General features: G+C 59.4%; 15 protein-coding genes. 7 read left to right on the top strand and 8 right to left on the bottom strand.

Annotated features, from left to right (window positions below; translation table 11 throughout):
- Positions 1-215: 215 nt before the first annotated feature.
- Entirely contained in the window at positions 216-1,787 is a 1,572-nt protein-coding gene (locus BLR44_RS03400) for a solute:sodium symporter family transporter (protein WP_089679000.1), read from the bottom strand.
- An 87-nt stretch (positions 1,788-1,874) separates the two neighbouring features.
- Positions 1,875-3,536: a glycerol-3-phosphate dehydrogenase/oxidase gene (locus BLR44_RS03395; protein WP_089678998.1), complete on the bottom strand. Its 1,662-nt coding sequence runs from the start codon at positions 3,534-3,536 to the stop codon at positions 1,875-1,877.
- Between the two features lie 179 nt (positions 3,537-3,715).
- On the opposite strand from BLR44_RS03395, the gene BLR44_RS03390 reads away from it, so the two are divergent.
- Entirely contained in the window at positions 3,716-4,843 is a 1,128-nt protein-coding gene (locus BLR44_RS03390; RefSeq protein WP_089678995.1) for a serine hydrolase domain-containing protein, read from the top strand.
- A gap of 127 nt (positions 4,844-4,970) precedes the next feature.
- Here the strand turns inward: BLR44_RS03390 and BLR44_RS03385 are convergent, their stop codons facing one another.
- Positions 4,971-5,933 carry an aldo/keto reductase gene (locus BLR44_RS03385; RefSeq protein WP_089678992.1) on the bottom strand — a complete coding sequence of 321 codons (963 nt, stop codon included), beginning with the start codon at positions 5,931-5,933 and terminating at the stop codon, positions 4,971-4,973.
- 133 nt (positions 5,934-6,066) lie between these two features.
- On the opposite strand from BLR44_RS03385, the gene BLR44_RS03380 reads away from it, so the two are divergent.
- The 3 genes from BLR44_RS03380 (at position 6,067) to BLR44_RS03365 (ending at position 10,904) form a co-directional block, all read left to right on the top strand.
- Positions 6,067-6,942 (top strand): helix-turn-helix transcriptional regulator, encoded by an 876-nt coding sequence (locus BLR44_RS03380; protein ID WP_176955881.1) that lies wholly within the window; start codon positions 6,067-6,069, stop codon positions 6,940-6,942.
- Between the two features lie 370 nt (positions 6,943-7,312).
- A complete protein-coding gene (locus BLR44_RS03370) occupies positions 7,313-9,307 on the top strand; it encodes a vanadium-dependent haloperoxidase (RefSeq protein WP_089678983.1) in 1,995 nt (664 codons plus the stop codon).
- 307 nt (positions 9,308-9,614) lie between these two features.
- Entirely contained in the window at positions 9,615-10,904 is a 1,290-nt protein-coding gene (locus tag BLR44_RS03365; RefSeq protein ID WP_089678981.1) for a serine hydrolase domain-containing protein, read from the top strand.
- A 72-nt stretch (positions 10,905-10,976) separates the two neighbouring features.
- Here the strand turns inward: BLR44_RS03365 and BLR44_RS03360 are convergent, their stop codons facing one another.
- From BLR44_RS03360 to BLR44_RS03340, 5 genes are all read right to left on the bottom strand, one after another.
- A complete protein-coding gene (locus tag BLR44_RS03360; RefSeq protein WP_089678977.1) occupies positions 10,977-11,408 on the bottom strand; it encodes an EamA family transporter in 432 nt (143 codons plus the stop codon).
- A gap of 95 nt (positions 11,409-11,503) precedes the next feature.
- Positions 11,504-12,616 carry an SMP-30/gluconolactonase/LRE family protein gene (locus BLR44_RS03355; RefSeq protein WP_089678973.1) on the bottom strand — a complete coding sequence of 371 codons (1,113 nt, stop codon included), beginning with the start codon at positions 12,614-12,616 and terminating at the stop codon, positions 11,504-11,506.
- Positions 12,617-12,853: 237 nt separating this feature from the next.
- Positions 12,854-13,069 (bottom strand): hypothetical protein, encoded by a 216-nt coding sequence (locus tag BLR44_RS03350; RefSeq protein WP_089678970.1) that lies wholly within the window; start codon positions 13,067-13,069, stop codon positions 12,854-12,856.
- Positions 13,070-13,262: 193 nt separating this feature from the next.
- Positions 13,263-13,805, bottom strand: coding sequence for a LexA family protein (locus tag BLR44_RS03345; RefSeq protein WP_089678967.1), 543 nt, complete (start codon positions 13,803-13,805; stop codon positions 13,263-13,265).
- Between the two features lie 221 nt (positions 13,806-14,026).
- Positions 14,027-18,175, bottom strand: coding sequence for a S8 family serine peptidase (locus tag BLR44_RS03340; protein ID WP_089678964.1), 4,149 nt, complete (start codon positions 18,173-18,175; stop codon positions 14,027-14,029).
- A 558-nt stretch (positions 18,176-18,733) separates the two neighbouring features.
- Between BLR44_RS03340 and BLR44_RS03335 the strand changes: the two genes are divergently transcribed.
- From BLR44_RS03335 to BLR44_RS03325, 3 genes are all read left to right on the top strand, one after another.
- Positions 18,734-19,072 carry a PadR family transcriptional regulator gene (locus BLR44_RS03335; RefSeq protein ID WP_089679168.1) on the top strand — a complete coding sequence of 113 codons (339 nt, stop codon included), beginning with the start codon at positions 18,734-18,736 and terminating at the stop codon, positions 19,070-19,072.
- Between the two features lie 285 nt (positions 19,073-19,357).
- A complete protein-coding gene (locus tag BLR44_RS03330; RefSeq protein WP_089678960.1) occupies positions 19,358-22,012 on the top strand; it encodes an ABC transporter permease in 2,655 nt (884 codons plus the stop codon).
- A 398-nt stretch (positions 22,013-22,410) separates the two neighbouring features.
- Positions 22,411-24,819, top strand: a complete 2,409-nt coding sequence (locus BLR44_RS03325; RefSeq protein ID WP_089678957.1) for an ABC transporter permease — start codon at positions 22,411-22,413, stop codon at positions 24,817-24,819.
- Positions 24,820-24,950: the final 131 nt, after the last annotated feature.

The following is a 24,950-nucleotide window of genomic DNA, read 5'->3' as shown; positions in this document are numbered from 1 at the left end:
TCTCTAGTATAGTTTTTTCGATGTGACATATATTTCTCCCTTTAGTGAATAAGATAGTGCTTTTCCAATTATCCACTGAAACGGGGGAAGGTCATTTCGTTCCCAATGTCTTTTAAGGGTAGCCTTAACTCTTAACTCTTAACTCTTAACTCTTAACTCTTAACTCTTAACTCTTAACTCTTAACTCTTAACTCTTAACTCTTAACTCTTAACTCTTACTGCCCCAGCCAGATGTAGATCAGAATGGTGATGGCCGTCAGGGCTAGGCCCATGTGCGGAGCGTACTTCCAGGCACTGCCGACGGGCCACGGTGCTTCGGGGCGGCGCTGGCGAGCGGGGAAGAAGTAGGATACCGACAGCATCACCACCATGTTCAGCACAAATTCGATGCCCCAGAGGTGGATGAAGTGGAGGTCGACCTGGAACACAAAGAACGTCAGCACGTAAAACGCCAGCCCTACAAACAGCGTCGCCCGGGCGGCCAGCGCCGAGACGTAGGGCAGGAAAAAGCCGGCCAGCATGATGGACGCAATCGGAATGAAGAAGATGCCGTTCAGCTGCTGCAACAGTTGGTACAGGCCCTCCGGCGCATCGGCCACCAAGGGGGCCATCGCAATGGCGAACACGGCCATCAGGGCAGACGCCAGCTTGCCCGCCACGACCTGCTGGTGCTCGGTCGCGCCTTGGTTCAGGTGCTGTTTGTACAAATCGCAGCTAAAAATGGTAGCCGCGCTGTTCAGCACACTGTTGAAGGTACTGAGCACCGCACCCATGATCACCGCCGCAAAAAAGCCGTAGAGCCAAGTGGGCAGCACCCGCTTGACCAGCTCCGGATAGACGCGGTCCTGTTGGTCGTAGAAGGCGTCACCGAAGTAGTAGAAGCTGATGATGCCGGGCAGGATGATGATGATCGGCACCAGAATTTTGAGCAGGCCCGTATAGAGCAGACCTTTTTGCGCTTCGATCAGGTTTTTGGCGCCCAGCGCCCGCTGCACGATGGTCTGGTTCATGCACCAGAAATACAGTTGGTTGATGATCAGTCCCGTAAACAGCGTTTCGAACGGCAGCACCGAATCTTTCGCACCGATTACGTTGAACTTCTCGGGCGCGCGGGCATACACCTGCTCTAACCCGCGCAGGGGGTTGCCGTCGCCGATGTTCCAGAGGGCCAGCAGCGGAATCAGAAGGCCGCCCAGCAGCAGGCCGTAGCCGTTGAGTGTGTCGGAGTACGCCACCGCTTTCAGGCCCCCGAAAATGGCGTAGACGCTGCCGATCAGGCCTACCACAATCACCGTGATCCAGAGGCCCTCCGTATGGCTGACGCCGAACACTTCGGCCACGTTGAAGAGGCTTTCGAGGTTGATGGCGCCGGTGTAAAGCACGATGGGCAGCAGCGTTACCACGAACGACACCATCAGAAAAAGGGCGATCAGCGTACGCGTCAGGCGGTCGAACCGGTGCTCCAGGTACTGTGGAATGGTAGTGACGCCCAGCTTCAGGTACTTGGGGACAAAGTAGAGCGCCGCGGCCACCAGCGCCAGCGCCGAGGTCACCTCCCAGGCGATGACGATCATCCCGTTTTTGTAGGAAGAGCCGTTGAGGCCGATCAGGTGCTCGGTCGAAATGTTGGTCAGCAGCATCGAGCCGGCAATGATGACGCCGGTCAGGCTGCGGCCGCCCAGAAAGTACCCCTCGCTGGAGTCGAGCGCGTCTTTGCGCAACTTGTACCAGGAAAAAAAGGCCACCAGGGCCGTAAAGCCTACAAAAGAGGCAAAAGCAAGCAGCATATACAAGAAGGATAGAGATGGTGGAACACTACCCGGCGGCAGTCGATTCAGGCACTAAAGACCCGAATGTGCGCGGCTTATACTCACTTAATAGTGATCGGCCGACTCTTCTTTAAAAATCTGGCTGGCTTCGTAGAGGGCCGTTTTGACCGCCTCGCGCTGCGCAATGTACGTCACATCGTCCCAGCCGAACCGCTGCCGGAACTCTTTCAGAACCGGGTCGAGCAGAAGCGGCACGCTGGTGATGTTGAAATAGAGGCGGCCCGTCCGGCGTTCGAAGAAGTCGAGGGGGCGGTGTACCATTTCGTGCTCGAAACAGAAGGCCAGTTCGGCCAGCCCCAGGTTGATTTCCGGCTGATCGGGCGATTTTTTGAGCAGATCCAGAATTTCGTCGGTATCGCGGCCATAGTTGTGTACGAGGTAGTACGCGTCGTAAGAGGTGAGCCCCAGCGGCGTAATCTGCTGTTCTACCTGCCGCACGTACGCCCCGACCGCCGCTTCGTCGGCAAACTCGCCGCCCGCCAGTACGATCTGATCGGTCAGGCACTCCCGGAACGGCCGTTGGCCTTCTTCCTTCCGGAAGATGCGGTCGACCACCCGTTCGGCCATTTTCCGGTATCCCGTCAGTTTCCCGCCGGCGATGGAAATGAGGCCGGTTTCCGATTCGAAAATCTCGTCTTTCCGCGAAAGTTCCGACGCCGATTTGCCATCCTCGTGAATCAGCGGCCGCAGTCCCGCCCAACTGGACTCGACGTCGTCGAGGGTCAGGTTCACGGTCGGAAAGGCCTGGTTGACCGCCCGCAACAAATAATGGGCGTCCGATCGCTTCGTGACCACGTGGTTGATGTCGCCGGTGTAGTCGGTATCGGTCGTGCCGATGTAGGTAATTTTACCGCGCGGAATGGCAAAGATCATGCGCCCGTCGAACACGTCGAAATACACCGCCTGTTTCACCGGGAACCGCTCGTGCGGTACCACCAGGTGCACGCCTTTGGTCAGGTGCAGCCGCTTCCCGCTCAGCGAATGGTTTTTGTCGCGCAACTGATCGACCCAGGGGCCCGCCGCACTCACCACGTAGTGCGCACGGATCGTCAGCGCATCGCCCGAGAGTCCGTCGCGGCACTGTGCGCCCTTCACCTCGCCCGCGTCGTATTCGAAGTCGACCACTTCCATGTAGTTCAGGCTCAGCACCCCGTAGCGGGCCGCCGTTTTGATGATTTCGACCGTGAGACGGGCGTCGTCGGTCCGGTATTCGGCGTAGTAGCCGCCCCCTTCCAGGTCGGTCGGGTCCAGGAGAGGCTCCTTTTCCAGCGCTTCCTCTTTCGAAAGCATCACCCGCTGGTCGGGCTTCTCGACACCGGCCAGCACGTCGTACACAAACAACCCCACCGACGTCGCCAACTTGCCGTAGGTCCCGTCTTTCGTCAGGGGCAGCAGCATTTTTTCGGCCGTGACCAGATGCGGTGCCAGACGATGGACAATGGCCCGCTCGCGTCCCACTTCGCGCACCAGCGCAATTTCCAGTTGCTTCAGGTAGCGCAGCCCCCCGTGAATCAGTTTGGTCGAGCGGCTGCTTGTGCCCGAGGCAAAGTCGTACTTCTCGACCAGCGCCACTTTCAGGCCCCGCGACGCGGCATCGAGCGCAATGCCCGCCCCGGTAATGCCTCCCCCGATCACCAGGAGATCGAACGTTTCGGACGACATGCGTTGCTTTACTTCGTGACGGTGGAAGGCAGATAGTGAATTCATGAATGGTAGGGTAGGTTTGGGAGCGTGCAGATTACAAATTCCTGTTTTAAGATCAAACCCACCAAACGCCTCCCGGTTCGGTTTTCGGTAGTTCTGCGTAGGCCATCGCCCGACGCCCCAAAATCGGCTACCTTGCCTGCCAGGAAGTCACTCCGTGGTTTCCTTACGTTTACTGTCTCGTGATTCCTTCTGCTTCTGCCATGACGTTTGCCCAACCTCGTTCGTTTTCCCAGGCCTGGAAAGCCACCGACCACTATTTTCGCCAGACGCTCCGCGACCAACAGGTGGTGGGGGGCGCGCTGCTGTTCCTGGAAAAGGGGAAGGTGATCGGCCACAGTTACGTGGGAATGGCCGACCTGGCACCACCCCGCGCGGTCGATGCGCAAACGATCTTCCACTGGGCCTCGATTACGAAGACCTTCACGGCAATTGCCCTCATGCAGCTCCGCGACCGGGGCCGGCTTTCGCTGGACGACCCGCTGACGAAGTACCTGCCCGAACTGCGGCGGGTCCACAACCCGTTCGGTTCGATGGACGACCTGACGCTCAAGATGGCCCTGAGCCATTCGGCGGGATTCCGCGATCCGACGTGGCCGTGGGGCGGCGACCAGCCCTGGCATCCGTTTGAGCCGACGGAGTGGAGCCAGTTGGTGGCGATGTTTCCGTACACCGAAATTTTGGTTGCGCCGGGCACCCGCTTCAGTTACTCGAACCCGGCCATCATTTTTTTAGGACAGATCATTGCGCAGTTGAGCGGCGACCCGTTTGAGGTCTACATGGACAAAAACGTACTCAAACCGCTCGGCATGTACCACTCCTACTACGACACCACGCCCTACCACCTTTTGCGGTACCGCGCCAACAACTATACCGTACGCGACGGACAGCCCCACGCCAACGGCATCGATTTCGATACCGGCATTACGGCGTCGAACGGAGGCCTGAACGCCCCCCTCGACGACATGGTGAAGTACCTGAATTTCCTGACCGGGCAACCAACCGAATACGAAATCTTGAAGCGGGCGTCGCTGGAAGAGCTTTGGCAGGTGCAGCACCCGATTGAGGAGGTGGAGGGCGTACGCTCGTCAGTGGCGTTATCGTTCTTCGTGGAGGCCTTCGACGGTATGGAGGTGATTGGCCATACGGGCACCCAGAAAGCATTTTACTCCTTCTTTTACGTTCATCCCACGTCGGGCACGGCCTGCCTCGGGATCACCAACACGGACGGCGACGGCACCGATCCGGAGCAGCTCCGGCGGGACATCAGCCACTACGTTTTCCAGCACCTGTTCCGGCTGTATTCGTAAGCTGACGCACTTCGTCGAAGCGAACCAAACGCTGGGACAAAGCCTCTCAAAAACAAAAGCGTCCTACGTCGTGGACGCAGAACGCTTTCAGTTGAAAAAGTGGGTTCGTAAAGTTGAAAAAGTAGTATCAGGCGGTTTGCGAGTACGCCGACGCTTCTTGCAGTTGCTCCCTGTCTTCGGCGCTCAGTTTGAGTTGAGCCGCTTCCTGAAAGGCCTGGATGTGCTTGGCTTTTGTGGCGCTGGCAATCGGAGCCGTCACGGCAGGTTTGGCCATCAGCCACGCCAGCGTGACCGCGGCGGGTGTAGCGCCCTGCTTTTCGGCCAACGCGTCCAGCGCACTCAAAATGCGGTCTCCCCGCTCATTTAAATATTTTTTGATGCCGCCTCCGCGCACACTTTTGTCGAGGTCGTCGCTCCGACGGTACTTACCACTCAAAAAACCACTGGCTAATGAGAAGTATGTGATGACGCCCAACCCGTATTTTTCGCAGAGAGGTCCCACGCCTTCCTCAAATCCCTGCCGGTCGTAGAGGTTGTATTCCGGCTGAAACACTTCGTAGCGGGGCAGGTTCTGATGTTCGCTGGCATCCAGCGATGCCTGAAGTCGTTCGGGCGACAGGTTCGATGCACCGATCCACCGGACTTTCCCGGCGTCGATCAGCTTCTGGTAAGCTCCCAGCGTCTCTTCGACCGGAGTTTTGTCGTCGTCCCAATGGGTAAAATACAGGTCGATGTGGTCGGTTTGCAGGCGTTGCAACGACTTGTCGACGGCCTGCAGGATGTAACGTTCGGAGATGTCCTTGTGGCCCTGCCCCATGTCAGAACCCACTTTGGTGATGAGCAGGATCTGGTCGCGGTTGCCGCGCTGCTTCATCCATTTGCCGAGAATTGTCTCCGATTCGCCACCCTGATTGCCTGCCGCCCAGCGCGAGTAGACGTCGGCCGTATCGACGGCGTTAAAACCGGCGTCCACAAAGCTGTCCAGGATGGCAAAGGATTCTTGTTCGTCGAGGGTCCACCCCAACACGTTGCCGCCGAAGACCAGCGGAGCCGTATGCAAATCGGTATTTCCTAAGCGTCGTTTTTCCATGGTTGTCGTTATCGATACCGCTACTGCTGCACAGCACGGCGGTTCAGAAATCGTACTTGGTCGGGTAAAAAAACGAAAGCGAGCTGGGGGAGTTCTTGTATATTTCAATGGTTTTGCTGTAAAAACATCCCGCATGAAGCGCTACAAACAATTCGAAAGCCTGAAAGTAGAAGACTTTGAACTGGACCGGTGGACGCATCCGCTGCACAACCACAACCATTTCGAACTTATTTACATCGCGCGGGGGCGGGGTACGCACCACATCAATGGTCTTGGCAATCCGTACCAGCGGGGCGATTTGTTTCTGTTAGGCCCGGAAGACGAGCACGAGTTCCGGATCGAAGAACGGACCCGCTTCATCTACTTCAAGTTTACGCGACTCTATTTGCAGGATAGTGCCGATTTACAACTGCCGGTCCACTGGAACCGCGACGTGGACCATCTGTTGTGGACGACGCAGACGCAGATGAAAAAGTGCAGCCTCCTGCGGTCGGAGCACGATACCCAGCTGGCCGAAAACCTGATGGAGATGATCTCGGCCGAGTACCAACGGCAGGCGTTGCATCACCAACGGATGATCTTCCAGCTTTTTTCGCTTCTGATTACGCTGATCAAGCGGAACCACGTGCCGCCGGGCACCCCTCCGGCCGAATCGGCCCCCAGCGAAACGTCCGAAATGCTGGACTACATCGAGCGCCACATTTACGAGCCGTCGCAACTGACCCTCAAAAGTCTGGCCGATCACTTTCACTACTCGCCGCATTATTTCGGCATTCTGTTCAAGAATCAGGTCGGCACTACCCTGCGCGATTACGTGGGCCACTACCGCCTCAAGCTGATTGAGCAGCGACTCCGCTATAGCCACGACAGCCTCAAACAGATCGCGGCCGAATTCGGCTTTTTCGACGAAAGTCACCTCAACAAGTTTTTCAAGAAGAGCCACGGGCAAAACCCGTCCGACTTCAGGCACCGGTTCCAACGCGTGTCCCAACCCGCAACGGCCGAATGAAGCGCCGGGCGCTAGAAAATACTGAAAAATAGGTATTGAGCTTGTGCGGAGAACCGGCGACCTTGCTTTACGAATTGGGCGTTTCTGGTGCGAGTCCAGGCCCGCGCACGTCGGCGTTTCGGCCGCTGTCATGCCGCTCTGAGCTGCTTCCGCCAGGAGCACCTGCGCGTTTAGACGTCACGCTTTTCTTCCTCCGCTGACCAGCGTTGTATTCTTCCTGCGGAAGCGTCTCGCCCCATGGCCTTGCGTTCGCCACCGGCCGTTGCCCCGGCTTGCTTGCTTTTCCCGCTACGTTCGTTTCCAGCGCGCTGCACCCTGGCCAGCCGCTGCCTGATCTTACTTTCTTCCATCTCATCCGCACCTTTTCTTTATGCAAACCGCCCGTCCTACTACTGCCGAGACCGTCCGCAACGAAGCCGCCAAGCTGGCGTCACACCGGCCTCACCCCCACCACCTGAACAACAAAGAAGAGTACGAGTACCGCGACTACAGCGACCGACCCGACTGCCCCATCACGTGTCTGGCCAGCTTCACCAAGGGGCTGCCGCACGACCTCACCACCGGACTGCTGCTGAATCCTGTAGACTACAAACTGTTCGTGGCGGGCATTCAGTCGGGCGATCCGGTCGACTTCCAGCACACGCCGCTCGGTCCGGGGGTGAAATTCGTGACGCCCAATTGCCCCAGCGACGAACGCATCAAGGTCGATTCTACCGCCGCGACACGTGCCAGTGCCTGGTGTTCGAACATGGCGAAAGAGTACCCGCCCAATCCGAAGAATCCTGCTGAAAAAGGCGCATATGTGCGCGCCTGGGAAAGCGCCGGGGCCGGTAACGTGTTCGACCTGCAAGGGCCCGACGCCCAAGCCGTAACCATGCCCCCCGCGCCGCGGCTGGACAGCGACGAACTGCTGGGCGAAATTGCCGAACTCTACGCCATGGCGTTGCTGCGCGACCTGCCCTTCCGGCACTTCAGGCTGCCGGCCGGGTGCAGCGCCCGCCCCGCGGACAAAACCAGCCCTCCCCCCTGCGCCGATCCAGACAGCTTCGACCACGCCACGGCGTTCCTCAACTCGCTGGCGTGGTTCAACGGCGGTGCTTTGGCCAAGCCCCCGACACTCGCGGAAGCCGCGCGGCGGCGTACGCTACAGGCAGATGGCTCCAACGGGTTTCGGGGCCAGACGCCCGGCGAACAGGTGGGGCCTTATCTCTCGCAATTCCTGCTGCTGGGCAACACCTCGCTCGAAAGTAAAATGCCGGCACCCGCCGCGCGTCAGGCCGACCAGGGCTACATTCGCTACGGCGCAATCAGTATTGAGCAGAAGGTACGCATTGCCACGCCCTGCAAGGATTACCTCACGATCTGGGCACCCTTTATCGACGTACAGAACGGAGCCGACCTGCGCGGCCTGGAGAGTTACGAGGCGCCGACCAGACCCACCAAGAAGAACCCCTGCCCGCCCGATGGCCACCGCTTCATCACCACCCCGCGCGACCTGGCTACCTATGTGCACTACGACGCTCTTTACGAAGCCTACCTGAATGCCTGCATCTTCCTGCTGTCCAGCGGCGCGCCCTTCGACCGGGGCATTCCGTTTCTGGAGGCCGATGTGTTTGACAAGCAACAGGGGTTTGCCCACTTCGGCGGGCCACACATCCTGACGCTCGTGACCGAAGTAGCGACCCGGGCGCTGAAGGCCGTCCGCTACCAGAAGTTCAATGTACACCGGCGCCTGCGTCCGGAAGCCATGGGCGGGCATTTCGACCGCTGGCACAAGATCAATGCGCTGAAAACCGGCAAACTGGCTCCGTTTCGGCCCATCGCCGAAGGCCTGTCGGCCCTGCACTGGAACGGGACCGCCTTCCCCGACGTGGTCAAAGCCCACAATGCTGCCAACAACGCGACGTATTTTTCAGACGAAGTGGACAGCGCGGCCGACAGTTATCTGTTGCCCATGGCCTTTCCGGAAGGCTCGCCGATGCATCCGTCGTACGGCGCGGGGCACGCCACCGTGGCGGGGGCCTGCATCACCATCCTGAAAGCGTACTTCGATCATGGCTGGACGCCTCCGGCTTGGTTCGACGATGCGCAGCCCGTCGCTTACGAGCCGTCCAACGACGGCAGCCGGCTGATCGCCATCGAGCTGGACAAACCGCTGACGGTAGAAGGCGAACTCAACAAACTGGCGGCCAACATCGCCATCGGTCGCAATTGGGGCGGGGTGCACTACTATTCGGACTACATCGAATCCATCCGGCTGGGCGAACAGATTGCCCTGGGTCTGCTGGAAGAACAGAAACTCTGCTATCCGGAAAACTTCACCATGACGGTGCCGCTGTTCGACGGCGGGGCCGTGCGGATCTGAATCGTACGACAGAAATGCTGGCTTCCCTGGGTGCGCTCTGCCGTTCTTACCAGCTGACTGATCACGAATAAAATCATCCGTTGCCGCGACGTTGGCGTTGATTGCAACAACGTAATCCGAGCGGCGCGGGGGACATTCAGACATTATAAAAAAGCCCTTGCGTTGGTGCGGGGCCGTTCGTTTCTGGAACGCGCCTTGTCCCCGCAGGGCTTTTGGGTAGGGTTCATGGTACGAAAGAAGGGCACGCCACAATCGTTCGTTCAGCGGATTTTCCTATCTTTTGCCCCGAAACCCTACTTTCTCTCCCATGAAGCAATTTTCTCGCATGGCACTGGCGGCCTCCCTGCTGCTGGCGGCATGCGCTACTTCCGAAACGCACCAGGATACCACCACGGTCAACGCCTCGCTCGTGGTCGACACCCTGGCAAAAGCCCGCCTCGATTCCACCTTGCAGGCGCAGGTAACGTCCGGTCAGGTGGCCGGGGTTTCCGCCCTGGTCTTCGAAAAAGGCGAAGAGGTCTATTTCAACGCCTTCGGCATGGCCGATCGGGAAGAAAACGTCCCCATGGCGCGCAATACCCTCGTGCAGATTTTTTCCATGACCAAGCCCATCACCGGCGTGGCGCTGATGCAACTCTACGAACAAGGAAAGTTTCAGCTCGATGACCCGGTGGCGAACTACATCCCGGAGTTTGCGAACCTGCAGGTCTACGCCGGGAACGATGCCGCCGGCCAACCCGTGCTGGAAGCGCCGCACCGCCCCATGCTGGTCCGCGACCTGACGCGCCATACGTCCGGCCTCACCAGCGGCCCCGATACGGCCTACGTCGGTGCTCTGTTGAAAAAGGTCGATCCGATGAACCGGGAAAATACATTGACGCAGATGGCCGAAAAGTTTGCCCAGGCGCCGCTCTGGTTCCAGCCCGGCGCACAATGGGCCTACGGGCCGTCGGTCGATGTGCAGGCCCTGTTGGTGGAGCGCCTCTCGGGCCAGCCGTTCGATCAGTACGTGCAGGAGCATATTTTCGGGCCGCTCGGCATGGACGAGACGCGCTACTTTATTCCGGAGGCAGACCGTGATCGGTTTGCGGCCCTCTACCTGCGCAACGACAGCACCGGCCTGACGCGCGTGCCCGACTCCCTGGCGCATGCGCTCAACACGCGCCACTGGCCCCTGACGCCCGGTGGCTTCGGATTTACGTCTACTGTGGACGATTACATGCGTTTTGCGCGCATGCTGGTGAACGAAGGCGAACTGGACGGTACGCGCATCCTGAAACCCGAAACGGTCGAACTGATGGCCACCAACCAACTGCCGGACAGCGTCACGGAGCGTTCCTGGCTGCCCAGCAAAGGGCGCGTTGGCTTCGGGATCGACTTTGCAGTGCGAGTCAGCCCTCCCCAAACGGCGGAAGAAAACAACGGCGTGGTCGGCGAATTTTTCTGGGACGGCGCGGCCAGTACCCTGTTCTGGGTCGACCCGGCCAACGAGCTCACGGCCGTGCTGTTCGTGCAGATCATGCCTTTCTACGGCCAGTTGCACAAGCAGTTTCGCGACGCGGTGTACGGCCCCTACACGCCGACGGCAACCCCCTAGCGCACAGAGCCGCATCGCCTTGATTTCCACCCTGATGAACTGAGGCGCCGCCGGTTTGCCGCGGTCCTCCGGCTATCCGGCCGACTCGCGGGCCAGGGCGATGATCACCGCGCCCAGGCCCATCAGCCCCACGCCGAGCAGCACCTGCCAGTTGGCTTTTTCTTTCAGGAACACGACGGCCATGATGACCGCAAAGACGAGCGAAACCTTGTCGAGCGAAGCCACGCGCGCCGCATCGCCGAGTTTCAGGGCCCGGAAACTGAACAGCGACGAAAGGCAGGTGATGATGCCGGCCAGCACCAGAAAAATCCACGAGCGTTTGTCGATCCGGGCCAGGTGTGAAGCATTGCCCTGGAAGAAAACCACGCTCCAGGCAACAATGACGATGAGGATCGACTGGATGGCAAAGCCTACACTCGAATCGATGTTTTTGATACCGACTTTGGAAAGGGTGACCACCACGGCGGCCGAAAAGGCGGCCAGCAAGGCGAAAAGAATCCACATGGAAGAAGTCTACAAAGGGTGAAACAACAGAAACCTTCCGGCGGCAGGACCCTATCGCCGGAAGGCTTCTTACAAAACACAGTTCGTTAGCGCCACTACGGTAGTTTGATCTTGAACAGACGATACGGTTCCGTCGGGTTCGGAATGTGAATCTGCGAAGTGGTCACGTAGAGGTAGCCGTCTGGCCCTACCGAAAACGTATCGGGCCACTCCAGCTCGTCGGACTGCACCCACGTTACAGGGTGCCCCCCGATCGTGTAACGCTGCACCGCCTTGTTGGGCACGTCGGTCAGGTACAGCGCGCCCTCCGGCCCGAAAATGATGCCATCGGCAGCGGCCAGCACGTCCACGTTTTCCACCTTTGCGGCCAGCTCGGCCTCCGAAAGTGCAGGGTCGCGCAACCATGCCGTCCCGATCCGGTAGACCGTTTTTCCCGTCAGCGCCTGGTAATAGAGGTATTCCTTGGCCGCATCGAGCGCAATGCCGTCCGATTGTACCGAAGGCAACGAGCCATCGGGATTCCGCCAGACGGTACCGTCGATTTCGAACACCAGATTCTCCGACTTGGTAGAATAATGATTCGCCAGCAGGCGGCGCGCTTCGCCGGTCGCCAGGTCCAATACCACAATCGCCCCTTCGTTCGAGTCAGTGATGTAAGCCACCTGTCGGTCGTGGTCGAACCGCACGTCGTTCAGGTAGCTGTTCGGCGTGATGGCCGGGGCGGCAAAGCCGTACGTCTGCACCACCTCGCCGGTCGCCAGGTCGATCTGCACCAGTTTGGCTCCGCCGGGTACTACCCCCAGGTATTTGCCGTTGCGCTGCGGATTGGCCGGATCGAGCACCCACAGGTAGCCCGAGGCATCGGTCCAGACGGCCTGCACACACACAAAATGCGTGGCCGGATCGAGCGAGGCGTCCCAGGTATTCCATGCCTCGTTCGGATACGCCACGACGGTGGTCGTGTCGAGGACCTCAGCCACAGAAATCGTATGGTCGGGCGACCAGTTGGGATAATTGACGAAAATGCGCTCGTCGGTCGACACAGCCACGCCCGTCCATTGCGTCGCGGAGCGGGCTACTTCGATCAGTTCCGCCCCGGGCGTCGGCTGTGGCTTGGGCGGATACAAGTCTTCAATCCATTGACAACCGTGCAGCGGCCACAGGAGGGCCATCACGACCAGCAAATGCGTAAAACGTGGGCTTTTCATAAAAAAGTAGGTAACGGTGCCACGGCGGCACCCGATGAAAAAATGAGATGGACACGTCAAAAAAGTGGGGCGAACCCTCTGAAGGTAGGTACTGGTTTCCGGCACCGAGGGTTCGGTGCGGACCGGGAATTTTTCGCAGGAAGCAGTCGAACGTTGCTAATTCGGCACTAGCTATAAAAAGGCGAGCCTCTATAGGGAGAAGCTCGCTGTCACGTATCTAAAGCGGTACAAAAGTAGTTACAACACGCCGGCCAGTTTGAGGAGACCGGCGATGCCGCCGATGGTGGACAGGGCGGACCCCAGCCAGAACACGAACATCCACTTGATCATTTCGCTTTTGACCTCGGCGTTTTCGCGACGCACTTCGTGGATCTCGCCGCGCATCTTTTCGAGTTCGGCTGCCAGAAAGTGTTTCGTGACCCAGTCTTTCGACTGACTTTCGATGTAGTCCATGAGCTGTTGGGTTGTGTCTCGCCCTAGTTTACGGCTTAACTTCTCGTAGAGTTGAACGTCCATAAAAGTAGCTCTTCTGGCTGGTTGAATCAAAGTGGGAAATAGAATAGAAAGAAAAGAGAATGCAGCGGCCCGGGGCAACGATTCATCCTTGCCCGCAAACGGATTGCGTAAGGTGTCTGGCGTATGTTTCCTACAGCGAGTGAATGACGTTGGTCACGACCCCCCAAATGAAGAAATGAGTCCCCTCCCCGACCGAAATCGGATGATACAAGGCGTTTTCGGGCCAGAGTTCCACGCGGTTGCCCTCCGTTTCCTGCCACTGGCGCAGGCGCTTGACGGTCAGCTCGCCGTTCAGTACCGCGATGATGATCCGCCCGTCTTCCGGCTCGGCGCTGCGGTCCACCACCAGAATGTCGCCGTCGTGAATGCCCGCCCCCACCATCGAGTCGCCGTGCGCCCGCACCAGAAAGGTGTCGTCCGGGCGGCGTGCCAGGTACTCGTTCAGGTCGAGGTACTTCTCCAAATGATCGTCGGCGGGCGTAGGCGACCCGGCCGCTACACCACACGCGTAGAGCGGCAGGGTCTGCTTGGCTTCGGAAATGAGCCGTTGCACCGACGGAATCAGGCTCAGCGGTACGCGGACCGGCTTGGTCGCTTCCTTGTACTTCCCGGTGCCCGTCGGCCGACCCGCCCCCGGACGTCGCCCGCCGTGGCTGTAATGGGCTTTTAGCATCGCTCTTGATTTTTGTTACAATATTCAAAATTAACACGCAGAACTCAAAGCGAAGGTTTCAGTTTTTTAGCAGGAAGTTTCGATGGGTGCACAAAGTAGCTCGCCGGAGCGGGCAATTGGCCGGCAGAACGTCGTGATCCGCCCGATAAAAAGAAAACCGCCACGCGGCTTTCGCCACGCAGCGGTTCGTCTTCACAACCCAGGATTAGATCAGGCACGCATCATCGGCACATGCACACAAAGCGGGGGCCTCCGGTCGCCGGGCCTTCGCACTTGCCCCCTTCATACTCAACTTCCACCTGCCAGATGCCGTCTTCGGCCGTCACGAGGAAGTCTTCGTAACAACCGTTCTCGTCGGTTTTCACGGTGTGGTACACCACGTTCCCGGCCGGGTCGGTAAACTTCACGATGATCTCCTGGTTGGGCAGCGGCGGGATGGTGCAGCCTTTCACGCTAATGCGACGGCACAACTTGCGGAGCTCCTCCGGGTTGATCGGTTTCCCCGACTTTTTCGCCTCTTCCAACAGTCGTTCCAGGTCTTTGCCGTCGCACCGGCCGGTGTCGGTTTCCAGCGTGATGGCCGTCGGGCGACGCAGATCGACCTGTACGACACCGCCCCCCACCGGAATCAGCGTATCGCCGCGCGGAGCCCAACTGGTGATCTGAATCAGTTCGGAAGTACAGTACTTCCCATCGGGCGGTGGCGTCACGGTGGCCTGCCCCAGGATATGCTCGCCCGGGTTCAGGAGAATCTTGCGGGGATTGAGTTCCACTTTCCAGTCGCGTGGTGCGCCCTGCGCCCGGAAGTAGAAGAGCGTGGGCTCGTCGTACGGGTTGGTCAGGTCGTAGCGGTACGTCACCGGATGGAACGGGCTGGACGTGACGCTCGTCACTTTCTGGAGATTTTCCTGCGCCTCGTGGTCGTTGGGGTTTGTGTCGGTTCCCACCAGGTTGATGATGTCGACCAGCACGCAGGCGTGTGGATTGCCGGGCTCCGGCGTCCAATCTACGTAGACGTTGGTGGAACCGGGCGGCAGGCTGTCGATGTGCGCAATGCCGACGAAGGTATCGAAATCGGCCACCCCGCCGACGGTATGGTACGGCTCCGAAATGCGGAACCGAACGTCGAAGTCGAAGGCAGTAGCGGGTCCGTCGTTGGTGATGCGCGCGTAGATGCGGTTCAGTTCACCGATCACGGGATTGTCGCGGTCTTCGTGCGGCGGCGGCCCGGCCGAAAGGTTGAAGCCATTTTTCGGGGAATCGATCCAGATGTCGGGACTGAAGTAAGAATAGAACTGCCCGTTGATAGTGTCGCCCCGGGTGATGCGCACGTTGTAGTCGGTGACCGGCGGCGTGTAAGCGACCTGGATATTATAAGCCGCCCCGCCCGTTCCGGCCAGTACGGTCAGCGTAATGCCGGTGCCCGGAATGGTGTGCGTATCGCCCACGGTCAGGTACGCGTCGGCCAGGCTGGTCGTGGTCAGGTCCTGATCGCGGACGATCACCGGCCCCTGCCCCTGCGGAATCAACTCGTTCACGTAATAAATCAGCACCCCGCTCGCGGGCAGGTTGTCGTCGAAACCGCCCAGCGTATGGCTCCGGGCCTCCACAAAGTAAAAGGCATTTTCCTGCGCCAGGGTGGCGGCCCCTTCGGTCAGCCCGAGGGCGATGGCCTTGCGGTTTGTGGCGGTCGATTCCTGCAAAAACAGCGGGATCGGGTTGGTGCCGGTGTAGCTGCTGCCCGCCGCCGGACGTGGAATGTAGGTGATGGTGGAGCCGTGGCTCGTCACCCATCCTGCGCGCTCTTTCGACCAGACCAGCGGATGCACGTTGGTGAACAGGTCGGCCATGTTGTCCCACTCGTCGACGTACGGACGCGGGAACACCACCCCGGGATGCGCGTAGAGATCGACCAGTCCGAAATGATGCAACATGCCGTGCGTAAAGCGGGCCGATGGGTTGTTGTACGACTGCACCGAAACCGAAATGGGCTTGGTCAGGCCGCCGGGCAACTCATAGGGCCACGGTCCGGTGGTGGCCCAGTCTCCGCTGAAGCTGCTGTCGTTGGTCACGATCACCATGCGATCGATGTCGTTGGGCGTGCCGTTGTCGAAGATGTTGGGCTCGGCCGTCACCAGCTTGGCCACTACCTCCTCGGTCAGTTCGATCAACAGGTTGCGTTCCGGATGGTAATAGTAGCTTTTCGGATGATCCAGTTGAATCGGCCCGCGGTAGAGTGGATTGACCGTCGCCTGGCCGTAACTCACCTCGTCGACGTAGTCGGCGACTTCCAGCATCGTATTCTGTAGCCCCGGCAGTGGCGGCACGAAGGCCACGTCGGCAAATTTCACCCGGACCACTAGCGTGTCCTGCACACCCGTGGTTGCGGGCGCTTCGGGCATGTCGGCCGTGACGACCAGCGCGTAGCCCTGCCCCGGATTCCCCACATTCACGGCCGTGCCGATCACGTTGATGGTCCAGTCGCCGGTCGCCGGGGTGTTGATCAGCACCATCTCGACGTTGTCGGTCGTGTTGGCCGTCCCTCCCGTCGTCGAAACGCCGCCCGCAAACTGATTGCCCAGGAACGTCTGCGTCCCACCGGGCGAAATCACCTGCAGGTTCAGCGTATTGACCAGCGGGGTGGTGGTGCTGGCGGCCGAGGGCGGCTCGGTCCAGACCAGCGTTACTTTGAGGCGCTGCGCGTTGGAGGCCACGTCGATGTGGTGCGTGCGCGTCTCTCCGGTCAGCAGTCCGTCGGCGTTGCGCACGTCCCACACGCGCAGGTTCAGCGGACCTCCATCGAAATACAGCGTATCGTCCAGGCGCACAAGGCCCCACCCCTGGTTTGGGTCGGGAATGTTGCCGACGCCGGTGCCCGTCATGTTGCGGGTGGAATTGAGCAGGGTGGCTTTGAGCAATGCACCGGAGGGAATGAAACTTTGATGCGCCTGCTGGGTGCCCGTCGGGTACCATCCTTCCGTGTAGTACTGCCGCACCAGTGCCGCCGCGGCCGCCGCATGGGGTGTGGCGTAGCTGGTAGCACAGGCAGAGCGCGGGCCGACGGTGCAGCCCGTCGCTACCGTCGCCGATTGAATGCTACAGCCGACGGTGACCAGATCGGGTTTCCGGCGCCCGTCGGCGGTCGGTCCCGGATTGCCGTCGCCCAGGTTGTTTTCGTTCGGGTCGGCCTGCGCCGCCGAAACACAGATCGCATTCTTGGCCGTGCCGGGTGCGCCTTGCTCTTCGCCCGTGTTGCCGGCCGAGCCCAGCACCAGGTGGTCTTCGTTGTTCCAGGTGAAAGTATCGACGTCGACACTACGCTGTGTATAATTGGCCTGATTCGAGCTGTTGACGCTGTTTTCGTGCCAGCTGTTGGTGTGGATGAATGCCGTCATGCCAGCGGCCGCGTTGAGTTCTGACAAGAGCGTAGCCGACCCACCAAACACGTCAAGGTCTGCGTTGTTACCAGCCACCAGTCGCGCCGCCCAGGCTCCACCCCGGCGCGCATGCGTTCCTGGATTGTTTACGTCGTCGCCCGCCGCGCAACCCGCCACAAACGTGGCATGCCCTCCGGCCGCATCGCCATTGGCATTGCGAATCGCCAACACCTTCCGGTGGGCCAGGTTGGGCGTATTATTGGTCGTATCCATGAAGAAGCAGTGGTTGATGTCGGGCGGCCCCGAATCAATCATCCCGATCACCTGTCCCTGGCCGGTCAGGCTTTGGTTCCAGATGGTGCCCGTACCCGCCGTACCCGATTGAATGGTGGTGGCTGCATTGACGTTGTCTTCGATGATCTCTCCGATCTCTTCGATCCATTGTACCGCTTCCAGTTGTGCGATTGCAGGTAATACCGAGGCGTCCGGTACCTGCACGCGCAAACGCACCATTCCCTGCAGCTTACGGTCGTCCAGCACCGCACCTACTTTCCCCCCGGCCTCTTCTACCTGCCGGGCCACTTCGTCGGGAGCTTCGTCGGGAAACAGCACCACCCACAGCCACAACCCTTCCTGCGCCTGCCGCCGCTCGGTACGAAACTTGGTCTGCCCGAGGGTCGGCGATAGTTTATAGGCCGGTTCGTAGCGCACCGCCGCCCGGAACAGCGGGTCTTTCCGCAGGGCGTCCAGCGTGGCGGGCGTGAGGCGTTCCAGATACGCAAAAATGGGAATGTAGTACATCAGCGACAGTCGATAGCGGCGTTGCAGCCGTTGCCGTGCTTCGCGGTCCGGCGAGGTGTGGAACTGCACTAGGTAATGCACCTCCGCGTCGGGCGACGCTTTGGCCCGTAAATCGTCAGGCAGATCGGGCGCACCGGTGAGGGGATCGAAACGGTAGCCCGCCAGTTGAATCCATTGGTTTTCTGATTGCATAAGAAGGAAGGTTAAGAGAAGAAAAGGTCAGGGTGTCAGGGAGAGAGCACGTCGACGAGGCATCGACGCAAGCATGAAGCGTAGGCTCCGGGAGCGGAGGAAGGCAGAAAGGCGACGCGCGGGCCGAGCACGGCCGGTGATTGCAGAAGCGCCTACAGAGATTTCGGATACGGGGGATACAAACGGGTATCCGAAACTATCAATTCGTACGCAAGTACTTGAAAATCAAGCATACCTTCAAGCGAGGAACTACGGTTTCTTCCGCGTAGAACCACGCACAGCCCCCTATCCCCTCCTTCAATGATTCGTGCATTCTATTACTTCTGACGCTCCGCATACGCCCTCTGCACCATTCACGCATTTCCCGGCGTCCCACGCCATTCTATGATGCGCTACTTCCATCAGTCTGTGATTCCGTCCTGTCCCTGTCCTATTTCGCACAGCCGGTGTCCGGTTTAGAACGGTTTTCGTTGCACTATTCCTCTCCTGTGCACACCAGAGGCGGTTTCGTACGGTTGGCAAGCCATTTGTTCTACAAACATGGAAAAAACCAACCCCATGCGCGGAAGCTATTTAGGCGAGTTCGAAGAGCTGGTTCTCCTGACGGTCGCGGTCCTGTACGACGAGGCCTACGGCGTAGCGATCTCGGAAGAGATTGAGCAGCAAACCGGTCGGGCTGCCAGCATCAGCGCCGTGCACGCCGCCCTCAACCGCTTGTCGGACAAGGGGATGGTCACCAGCCACCTGGGGGGCGCTACTGCCGAACGGGGCGGGCGACGCAAACGCTTCTTCACGGTGACGCCGGCGGGCAGCAAAGTGCTCCACGAGATTCGCCACCAACGTCAGCAACTCTGGGCGCAAATCCCGCCGCAGGCCCTCCGATGGAAGATGGGATAGCGGAGAAATGAGTGAATTACTGAATGAGAGAATGAGTGAGTAGTGCAGGGCGCTTGGCGCAGAGGGCATAGCGCAAAGGGCATGGGGCAGAGCGTGGGATAACGTCCGACGGCTCGAAGGTAGACAAAAGCGGCCGTCGGTCGGCTGAGGGCTGAGAAATGGAATGTGCATAGGGCATAGCGCTGAGCGCAGAGCGTCAGAAGAACTAATAGAATGATTGAATTACAGAATCATTGAATAAAGAAGCGAGGGCGTTTGGTATGAGCGCATGAACTTGATAACACGATGAAACAGCGGGATGCTTTGCCGCCGCATGGGGCGGATCGTTTGCTGGAACGTTTTGGTGCACCGGACGCGGAAGAGGTGTTGGGCGATCTGCACGAACTCTACGGCACGTGGGAAAGGCGCTACGGATGGCGCAAGGCCCGCTGGCGCTACTGGCAACAGACCCTCCGGTTTTCCGTCCGCTTTGCTTTCCGAAAAAATCACACTTCCCGCTTCTCCAACTCAGCCGTTATGTTCAAAAACTACCTCAAAGTCGGCCTTCGTAATCTACTGAAATACAAAGCCTTTTCGTTCATCAACGTGTTCGGATTGGCCACGGCCACGTCGGTTTGCCTGCTGATCATCCTCATGCTGGCCGACCAGAAAAGCTACGACCGGTTCCATACCCAAAGCGACCGGATTTACCGCATCATTTCAGACCCGCCCGATACGCGGGCCCCTTACGCGACGACCCCGGCCCCGGTGGCGGACGCGCTGGCTCATACCTTCCCGATGGTGGAGACGGCCACGCTGCTGACGCCCGGTGTCGAAGGCGATCTGATCTATAACCAGCGGCTGGTGCAACTGAAGGGTTATTTTGCCGATACCGCCTTTTTCGAGGTGTTTAGCTTTCCGCTCGCGGAAGGCAGCCCGCAATCAGCCCTGACGGAACCGAACGCGCTGGTCATCACCCGCACGCTGGCGGAGCAACTGTTTCCGCACGAAGACCCGCTGGGCAAGTCCGTAGACTTCCTGGGCGATAGCCTCGGGCACGCCGGTTTCGCCTGGGGGCCGTTCACGATCACGGGCATCATCGACGATGGGGCCTACAAATCCCACCTGAAATTCGACGTGCTGTTGTCGGCGGCTACACTACCGACGCTCTATGCACGGGACTACCGCACCGATCTGACCCAGGACTGGGCGAATTACTTCCAGTGTGCTACGTACGCGCTACTGTACCCGGACCGGCGGCAGGACGAAATGGAAACCGCGCTGCACGCGCTGGCCGCACGACAGTACGCCGACCTAAAAGACCGGGAAGGATTTCAGTTGGCCGTTCAGCCGCTGCTGGCCATTACGCCGGGGCCTGCCCTCGGAAATTCTCCCGTAAGCCTGCCGCTGGTCGCGTACTACGTCCTAGGTGGGCTGGCGGGGGTGATCATGCTGCTGGCGTGCCTCAACTACACCAACCTGTCGGTAGCCCGGGCGCTAACGCGGACGAAGGAAATCGGTGTCCGGAAGGTAACGGGCGCGCGGCGGCTGGACCTCGTCTACCAGTTTTTGAGTGAATCGATCCTGACGGCATTGCTGGCCTTGGTGCTGGCGGTACTTCTGCTCGTGTTTCTCAAATCCGCCTTCATGAACCTGTGGGTGAACCAGTTCCTGAATTTCGACCTGCGGGAAAACGTCCCGGTCTACGTCTTGTTCGTCGGGTTTGCCCTTCTGATCGGGGTCTTTGCCGGGGTCTATCCGGCGCTGCGACTCTCCGCCTACCGTCCCATCAAAGTCCTGAAGCAACACGAAGGCGACCGCCCCGGCAAGCTCGGGTTGCGCAAGGTGGTGAGCGTTTCGCAGTTTGTGGTTTCGCTGCTCTTCATCGTCGCCTCACTACTGATCTACAACCAGTTCCGTTACTACATGGCGTTCGACTACGGCTTCGCGTCGGAACAGATCGTCAACGTTCCGTTGCAGGGGAACGAGTACCCGCGGGTCGCGGCGCAACTCGGAGCCGTGCCGGGCATCGCACAATTGTCTGCCTCCGAATACATCCCCGCGACCGGCACCAACAACGGCGCTTCGCTGCGCAAGGCGGACAGCGACGACGACTACACGTACCTGATTTCGCTGCCGACCGACGAGCACTTTACGGAGAACCTGGGCATTGCCCTGATCGCCGGTCGAAACCTCCCTCCCACCGGACCTTCTTCGGAGCGGTTCATCGTGGTGAACGAAGCGGCCGTCCGGGCCTTCGGCTTCGCGCGTCCCGAAGAGATGCTGGGCCTGACGCTCGACAACGAGTGGAGCGACCAGGACTTGGAAGTGATCGGCGTGGTGGCCGACTTTCGGGTGGATCTGCCCATCAGTCAACGCGCCAAAGAGACGCGGCCGATGTTTCTGTGCAACCAGCCTGACCGGTTCCGATACGCCCAAGTGAAACTTGCCTCGCCGGACCTGACGGGTACGCTGGCGGAACTGGAAACGGCCTGGAAAAAGGTCGATCCGCTGCACCCGTTCCAGTACGAATTCTACGATCAGCAACTGGCCGACACGCATCAGGCCGTGCTCGATGTGGTTCGGATCGTGGGGTTCCTCGCGTTCCTGGCGATCACGATTGCCTGCCTGGGGTTGCTGGGCATGGCCCTCTACACGACCGAACGCCGCACCAAAGAGATCGGCATCCGCAAGGTGCTGGGCGCGGAAAGTTTCCGGCTGGCGCTGCTGCTCTCCAAAGGCTTTCTCGCCATTCTGGCCCTTTCGGTCCTGATCGGCGCACCGCTCAGCTATTTCCTGAACAACCTCTGGCTACAAAGCTTTCCGAACCGCGTGGAGTTTGGGCCGGGCACGGTGTTCCTGGGATCGCTCGTGCTGCTGGTGCTGGGCCTCTTGACCATCGGCTCCCAAACCCTGCGGGCGGCGCGGCAAAATCCAGTAAACACGTTGAAAAGCGAGTAAAGCGCAGGGCGCAAAGAAATGAGTGAATTACTGAATGAGAGAATGCGTGAGTAGCGCGGGATGACGTCCGACGGCTGCTCGAAGGCGGAAAAAAGCGGCCGTCGGTTGGCTGAGGGCTGATAAATGATAGGATAATTAAATCACAGAATTATTGAATGGTATGCACGGGTAGCGGGGCGTTTGGCGCGGAGAGTGAAAAGAAAAGAGGGATGGGGCTGTAACGTTTGGCTCATTCGGTGGTCTTCATCCGAAGTACCTTGGATTACGTTTCACGGACTTATTTCAAAACAGATCAACTGCAAACTGCCAACCGTCCACTTCGTATTGCACCCGCATTCACTCATTCTCTCAATTGCTATTTCACACATTACCTACTGCCCACTGAACACTCGAATACCATGCTTAAGAACTACTTTCTCGTCGCCCTGCGGAACCTGGTGAAACACCGCTTTTTCACCGGCATCAACGTCGTCGGATTGGCCATCGGCATGGCCGCGTGTCTGCTGATGACCTTGTTTGTGACCCACGAACTGAGCTTCGACCGGTTTCATGAGAAGAACCTCTACCGCCTCTGCGAGGTGCAGCAATGGGAAGGGATGGTTGCGCCGCAGAACGTGGCCCTGTCGATGTTCCCGATGGGCCCGACGCTCCAGGCCGAGTTCCCGGAAATCCAGCACTACGCCCGCATTTTTTCCAACGGAGAAGTTCCGCTTCAGTATGAAGACCAGCGGATTTACCTCCCGCAAACGTTCTGGGTCGACACCACCTTCCTGCAGCTTTTCGACTTCGAACTTATTTCCGGCGATCGGGCGACGGCCCTGCAACGCCCGTCCAGCGTGGTGCTGACGGAGGAAAGTGCGCAGAAACTGTTCGGTGGGGCCGATCCGCTCGGGCAAACGGTGGTCCGCTACGGCAACGACACCACGACCTTCACCGTGACGGGCGTACTCAAGAACGTTCCGGCCCATTCGCACCTGCAATTCGACGGGCTTTTCTCGGTCACCACCATCGCTCAACCCGACTGGATGGAAAACTGGGGCGGCAACTGGGTGAACACGTACCTGGAACTGACCGAAAATACCGACGTAGCCGATCTGGAAGCCAAGTTCGACGCCTTTCTGGTGCAACACATGGGCGAAGAGCGGGCCAAAGGCTACACGCTGTTCCTACAACCCCTCCGCGACGTGCACGGCGGCTCGACCGACATTACGCACGACTACCACAACGCCCAGAAATTCGACCGGAGTTACACCTATGTATTTTCCATCCTGGCGTTGTTCGTCCTGGTGATCGCCTGCATCAATTTCATGAACCTGTCGACGGCCCGTTCGGCCACGCGCGCCAAGGAAGTGGGCATCCGCAAGGCCATCGGGGCGTACCGCACGCAGATTGCCCGGCAATTTCTCAGCGAATCCATTCTGCTGGCCCTGGCCGCGCTGGTGCTGGCCGTGCTGGTGGTGAAGCTGACGCTGCCCTTTGTCAACCAACTCAGCGAACGTTCGCTCAGCCTACCGCTCTTCAGCCGTCCGGCCCTGCTGCTGGTGCTACTCGGCGCGGCGCTTCTGGTCGGTGTGTTAGCGGGCCTCTATCCGGCCGCGTTCCTCTCCGGCTTCCATCCGGTCAAAGTGCTGAAGGGCACGTCGTTTACGCCGGGCAAAAAAGTAACACTACGCAACGTGCTGGTCGTCGGCCAGTTTGCCACGGCCATTTTTCTGATCATCGGGACGGGGCTGGCCGCCCGGCAGTTACGCTTCATGCAGGAACGCAACATCGGCTTCAACCGCGAACAGGTGGTGATCCTGCCCCTCAGCCGTGTCGCCAACCAGAAGTACGACGTGCTGAAACAGGAACTGCTGCGCCACCCGGCCATCACGGAGGTCACGGCCTCCAACCAGCGCCTCGGCAACAACCTCCACCAGACGGGCGTAAAGTTTGTCGGCGAAAAAGAGACCCGGGAGATTGTCACTTCGCAGGTGGTGGTCGATCCCGATTACCTGTCGCTGTACCAGATCGAACTCGTGGCGGGGCGGAATTTCTCCGAAGCCATTCCGTCCGACAAGGGACATGCCTACATCGTGAACGAATCGATGGCGAAGGAACTGTTGCAGGATCTGCCGGAAGCGCCCGTCGAATCCCTGATTGGTCGCCAGTACGGCTTCGGGTGGGAAGATACGCTGGGGACGATCATCGGGGTGGCGAAGGATTTCAACTTCAACTCGCTGCACCACAAAATCGAGACCCTCACGATCCACTACCGCACGGAATACGGTTTCAGCGAACTCTCGATGCGCGTGGATGCCGCACAGGCACAGGACGCGATTCAACACGCGGAAGCCACCTGGGCCAGTCTGGTGCCGGACCTTCCCTTCTCCTACTCGTTCCTGGACGAACATTTTTCCCATCTGTATCAGTCGGACCGGCAGGTGAGTCAGGTGATCGGGATTCTGGCCGGGCTGGCCGTGTTTATCGCCTGCCTCGGGTTGTTCGGTCTGGCCACCTTCACCGCCGAACAGCGGACGCGCGAAATCGGCATCCGCAAAGTGCTGGGTGCTTCGATCAGCGCCATTACCCTCCTGTTGTCGAAGGACTTCCTGAAACTCGTCTTGATTGCGTTTGTGGTCTCCGCCCCGCTGGCGTGGTACGTAATGCAACGCTGGCTCGAGGATTTTGCCTACCGCACCGACCTCAGTTGGTGGGTCTTCGCGCTGGCGGGTTTCCTGGCCTTTCTGATCGCCGGACTGACCGTCAGCTATCAGGCCATCAAAGCTTCGCTGGCCAACCCCGTGCGGACGCTGCGGAGCGAATAGGGGTAATGAATGAATCAGTGAATGTGCAGGGAGCGGGGCGTTTGGCGCGGAGCGTGAGGAGAAAGACATACTAATGACGTCCGACGGCGGGGCCGCCCAGGAGGGGCCGCCAAGGCTTGAATGCGAACGCA

The organism is Catalinimonas alkaloidigena, from assembly GCF_900100765.1.
GTDB lineage: Bacteria > Bacteroidota > Bacteroidia > Cytophagales > Flexibacteraceae > Mooreia > Mooreia alkaloidigena.
This window is presented reverse-complemented; position numbering and strand designations above follow the sequence as displayed.

Bases quoted from the DNA above. Each gene is read 5' to 3' on its own strand.
- BLR44_RS03365 (WP_089678981.1), top strand. From the start codon at position 9,615: ATGAAGCAATTTTCTCGCATGGCACTGGCGGCCTCCCTGCTGCTGGCG.
- BLR44_RS03395 (WP_089678998.1), bottom strand. From the start codon at position 3,536: ATGAATTCACTATCTGCCTTCCACCGTCACGAAGTAAAGCAACGCATG.
- BLR44_RS03340 (WP_089678964.1), bottom strand. From the start codon at position 18,175: ATGCAATCAGAAAACCAATGGATTCAACTGGCGGGCTACCGTTTCGAT.
- BLR44_RS03380 (WP_176955881.1), top strand. From the start codon at position 6,067: ATGAAGCGCTACAAACAATTCGAAAGCCTGAAAGTAGAAGACTTTGAA.
- BLR44_RS03330 (WP_089678960.1), top strand. From the start codon at position 19,358: ATGAAACAGCGGGATGCTTTGCCGCCGCATGGGGCGGATCGTTTGCTG.
- BLR44_RS03385 (WP_089678992.1), bottom strand. From the start codon at position 5,933: ATGGAAAAACGACGCTTAGGAAATACCGATTTGCATACGGCTCCGCTG.
- BLR44_RS03350 (WP_089678970.1), bottom strand. From the start codon at position 13,069: ATGGACTACATCGAAAGTCAGTCGAAAGACTGGGTCACGAAACACTTT.
- BLR44_RS03370 (WP_089678983.1), top strand. From the start codon at position 7,313: ATGCAAACCGCCCGTCCTACTACTGCCGAGACCGTCCGCAACGAAGCC.
- BLR44_RS03345 (WP_089678967.1), bottom strand. From the start codon at position 13,805: ATGCTAAAAGCCCATTACAGCCACGGCGGGCGACGTCCGGGGGCGGGT.
- BLR44_RS03325 (WP_089678957.1), top strand. From the start codon at position 22,411: ATGCTTAAGAACTACTTTCTCGTCGCCCTGCGGAACCTGGTGAAACAC.
- BLR44_RS03400 (WP_089679000.1), bottom strand. From the start codon at position 1,787: ATGCTGCTTGCTTTTGCCTCTTTTGTAGGCTTTACGGCCCTGGTGGCC.
- BLR44_RS03355 (WP_089678973.1), bottom strand. From the start codon at position 12,616: ATGAAAAGCCCACGTTTTACGCATTTGCTGGTCGTGATGGCCCTCCTG.
- BLR44_RS03360 (WP_089678977.1), bottom strand. From the start codon at position 11,408: ATGTGGATTCTTTTCGCCTTGCTGGCCGCCTTTTCGGCCGCCGTGGTG.
- BLR44_RS03335 (WP_089679168.1), top strand. From the start codon at position 18,734: ATGCGCGGAAGCTATTTAGGCGAGTTCGAAGAGCTGGTTCTCCTGACG.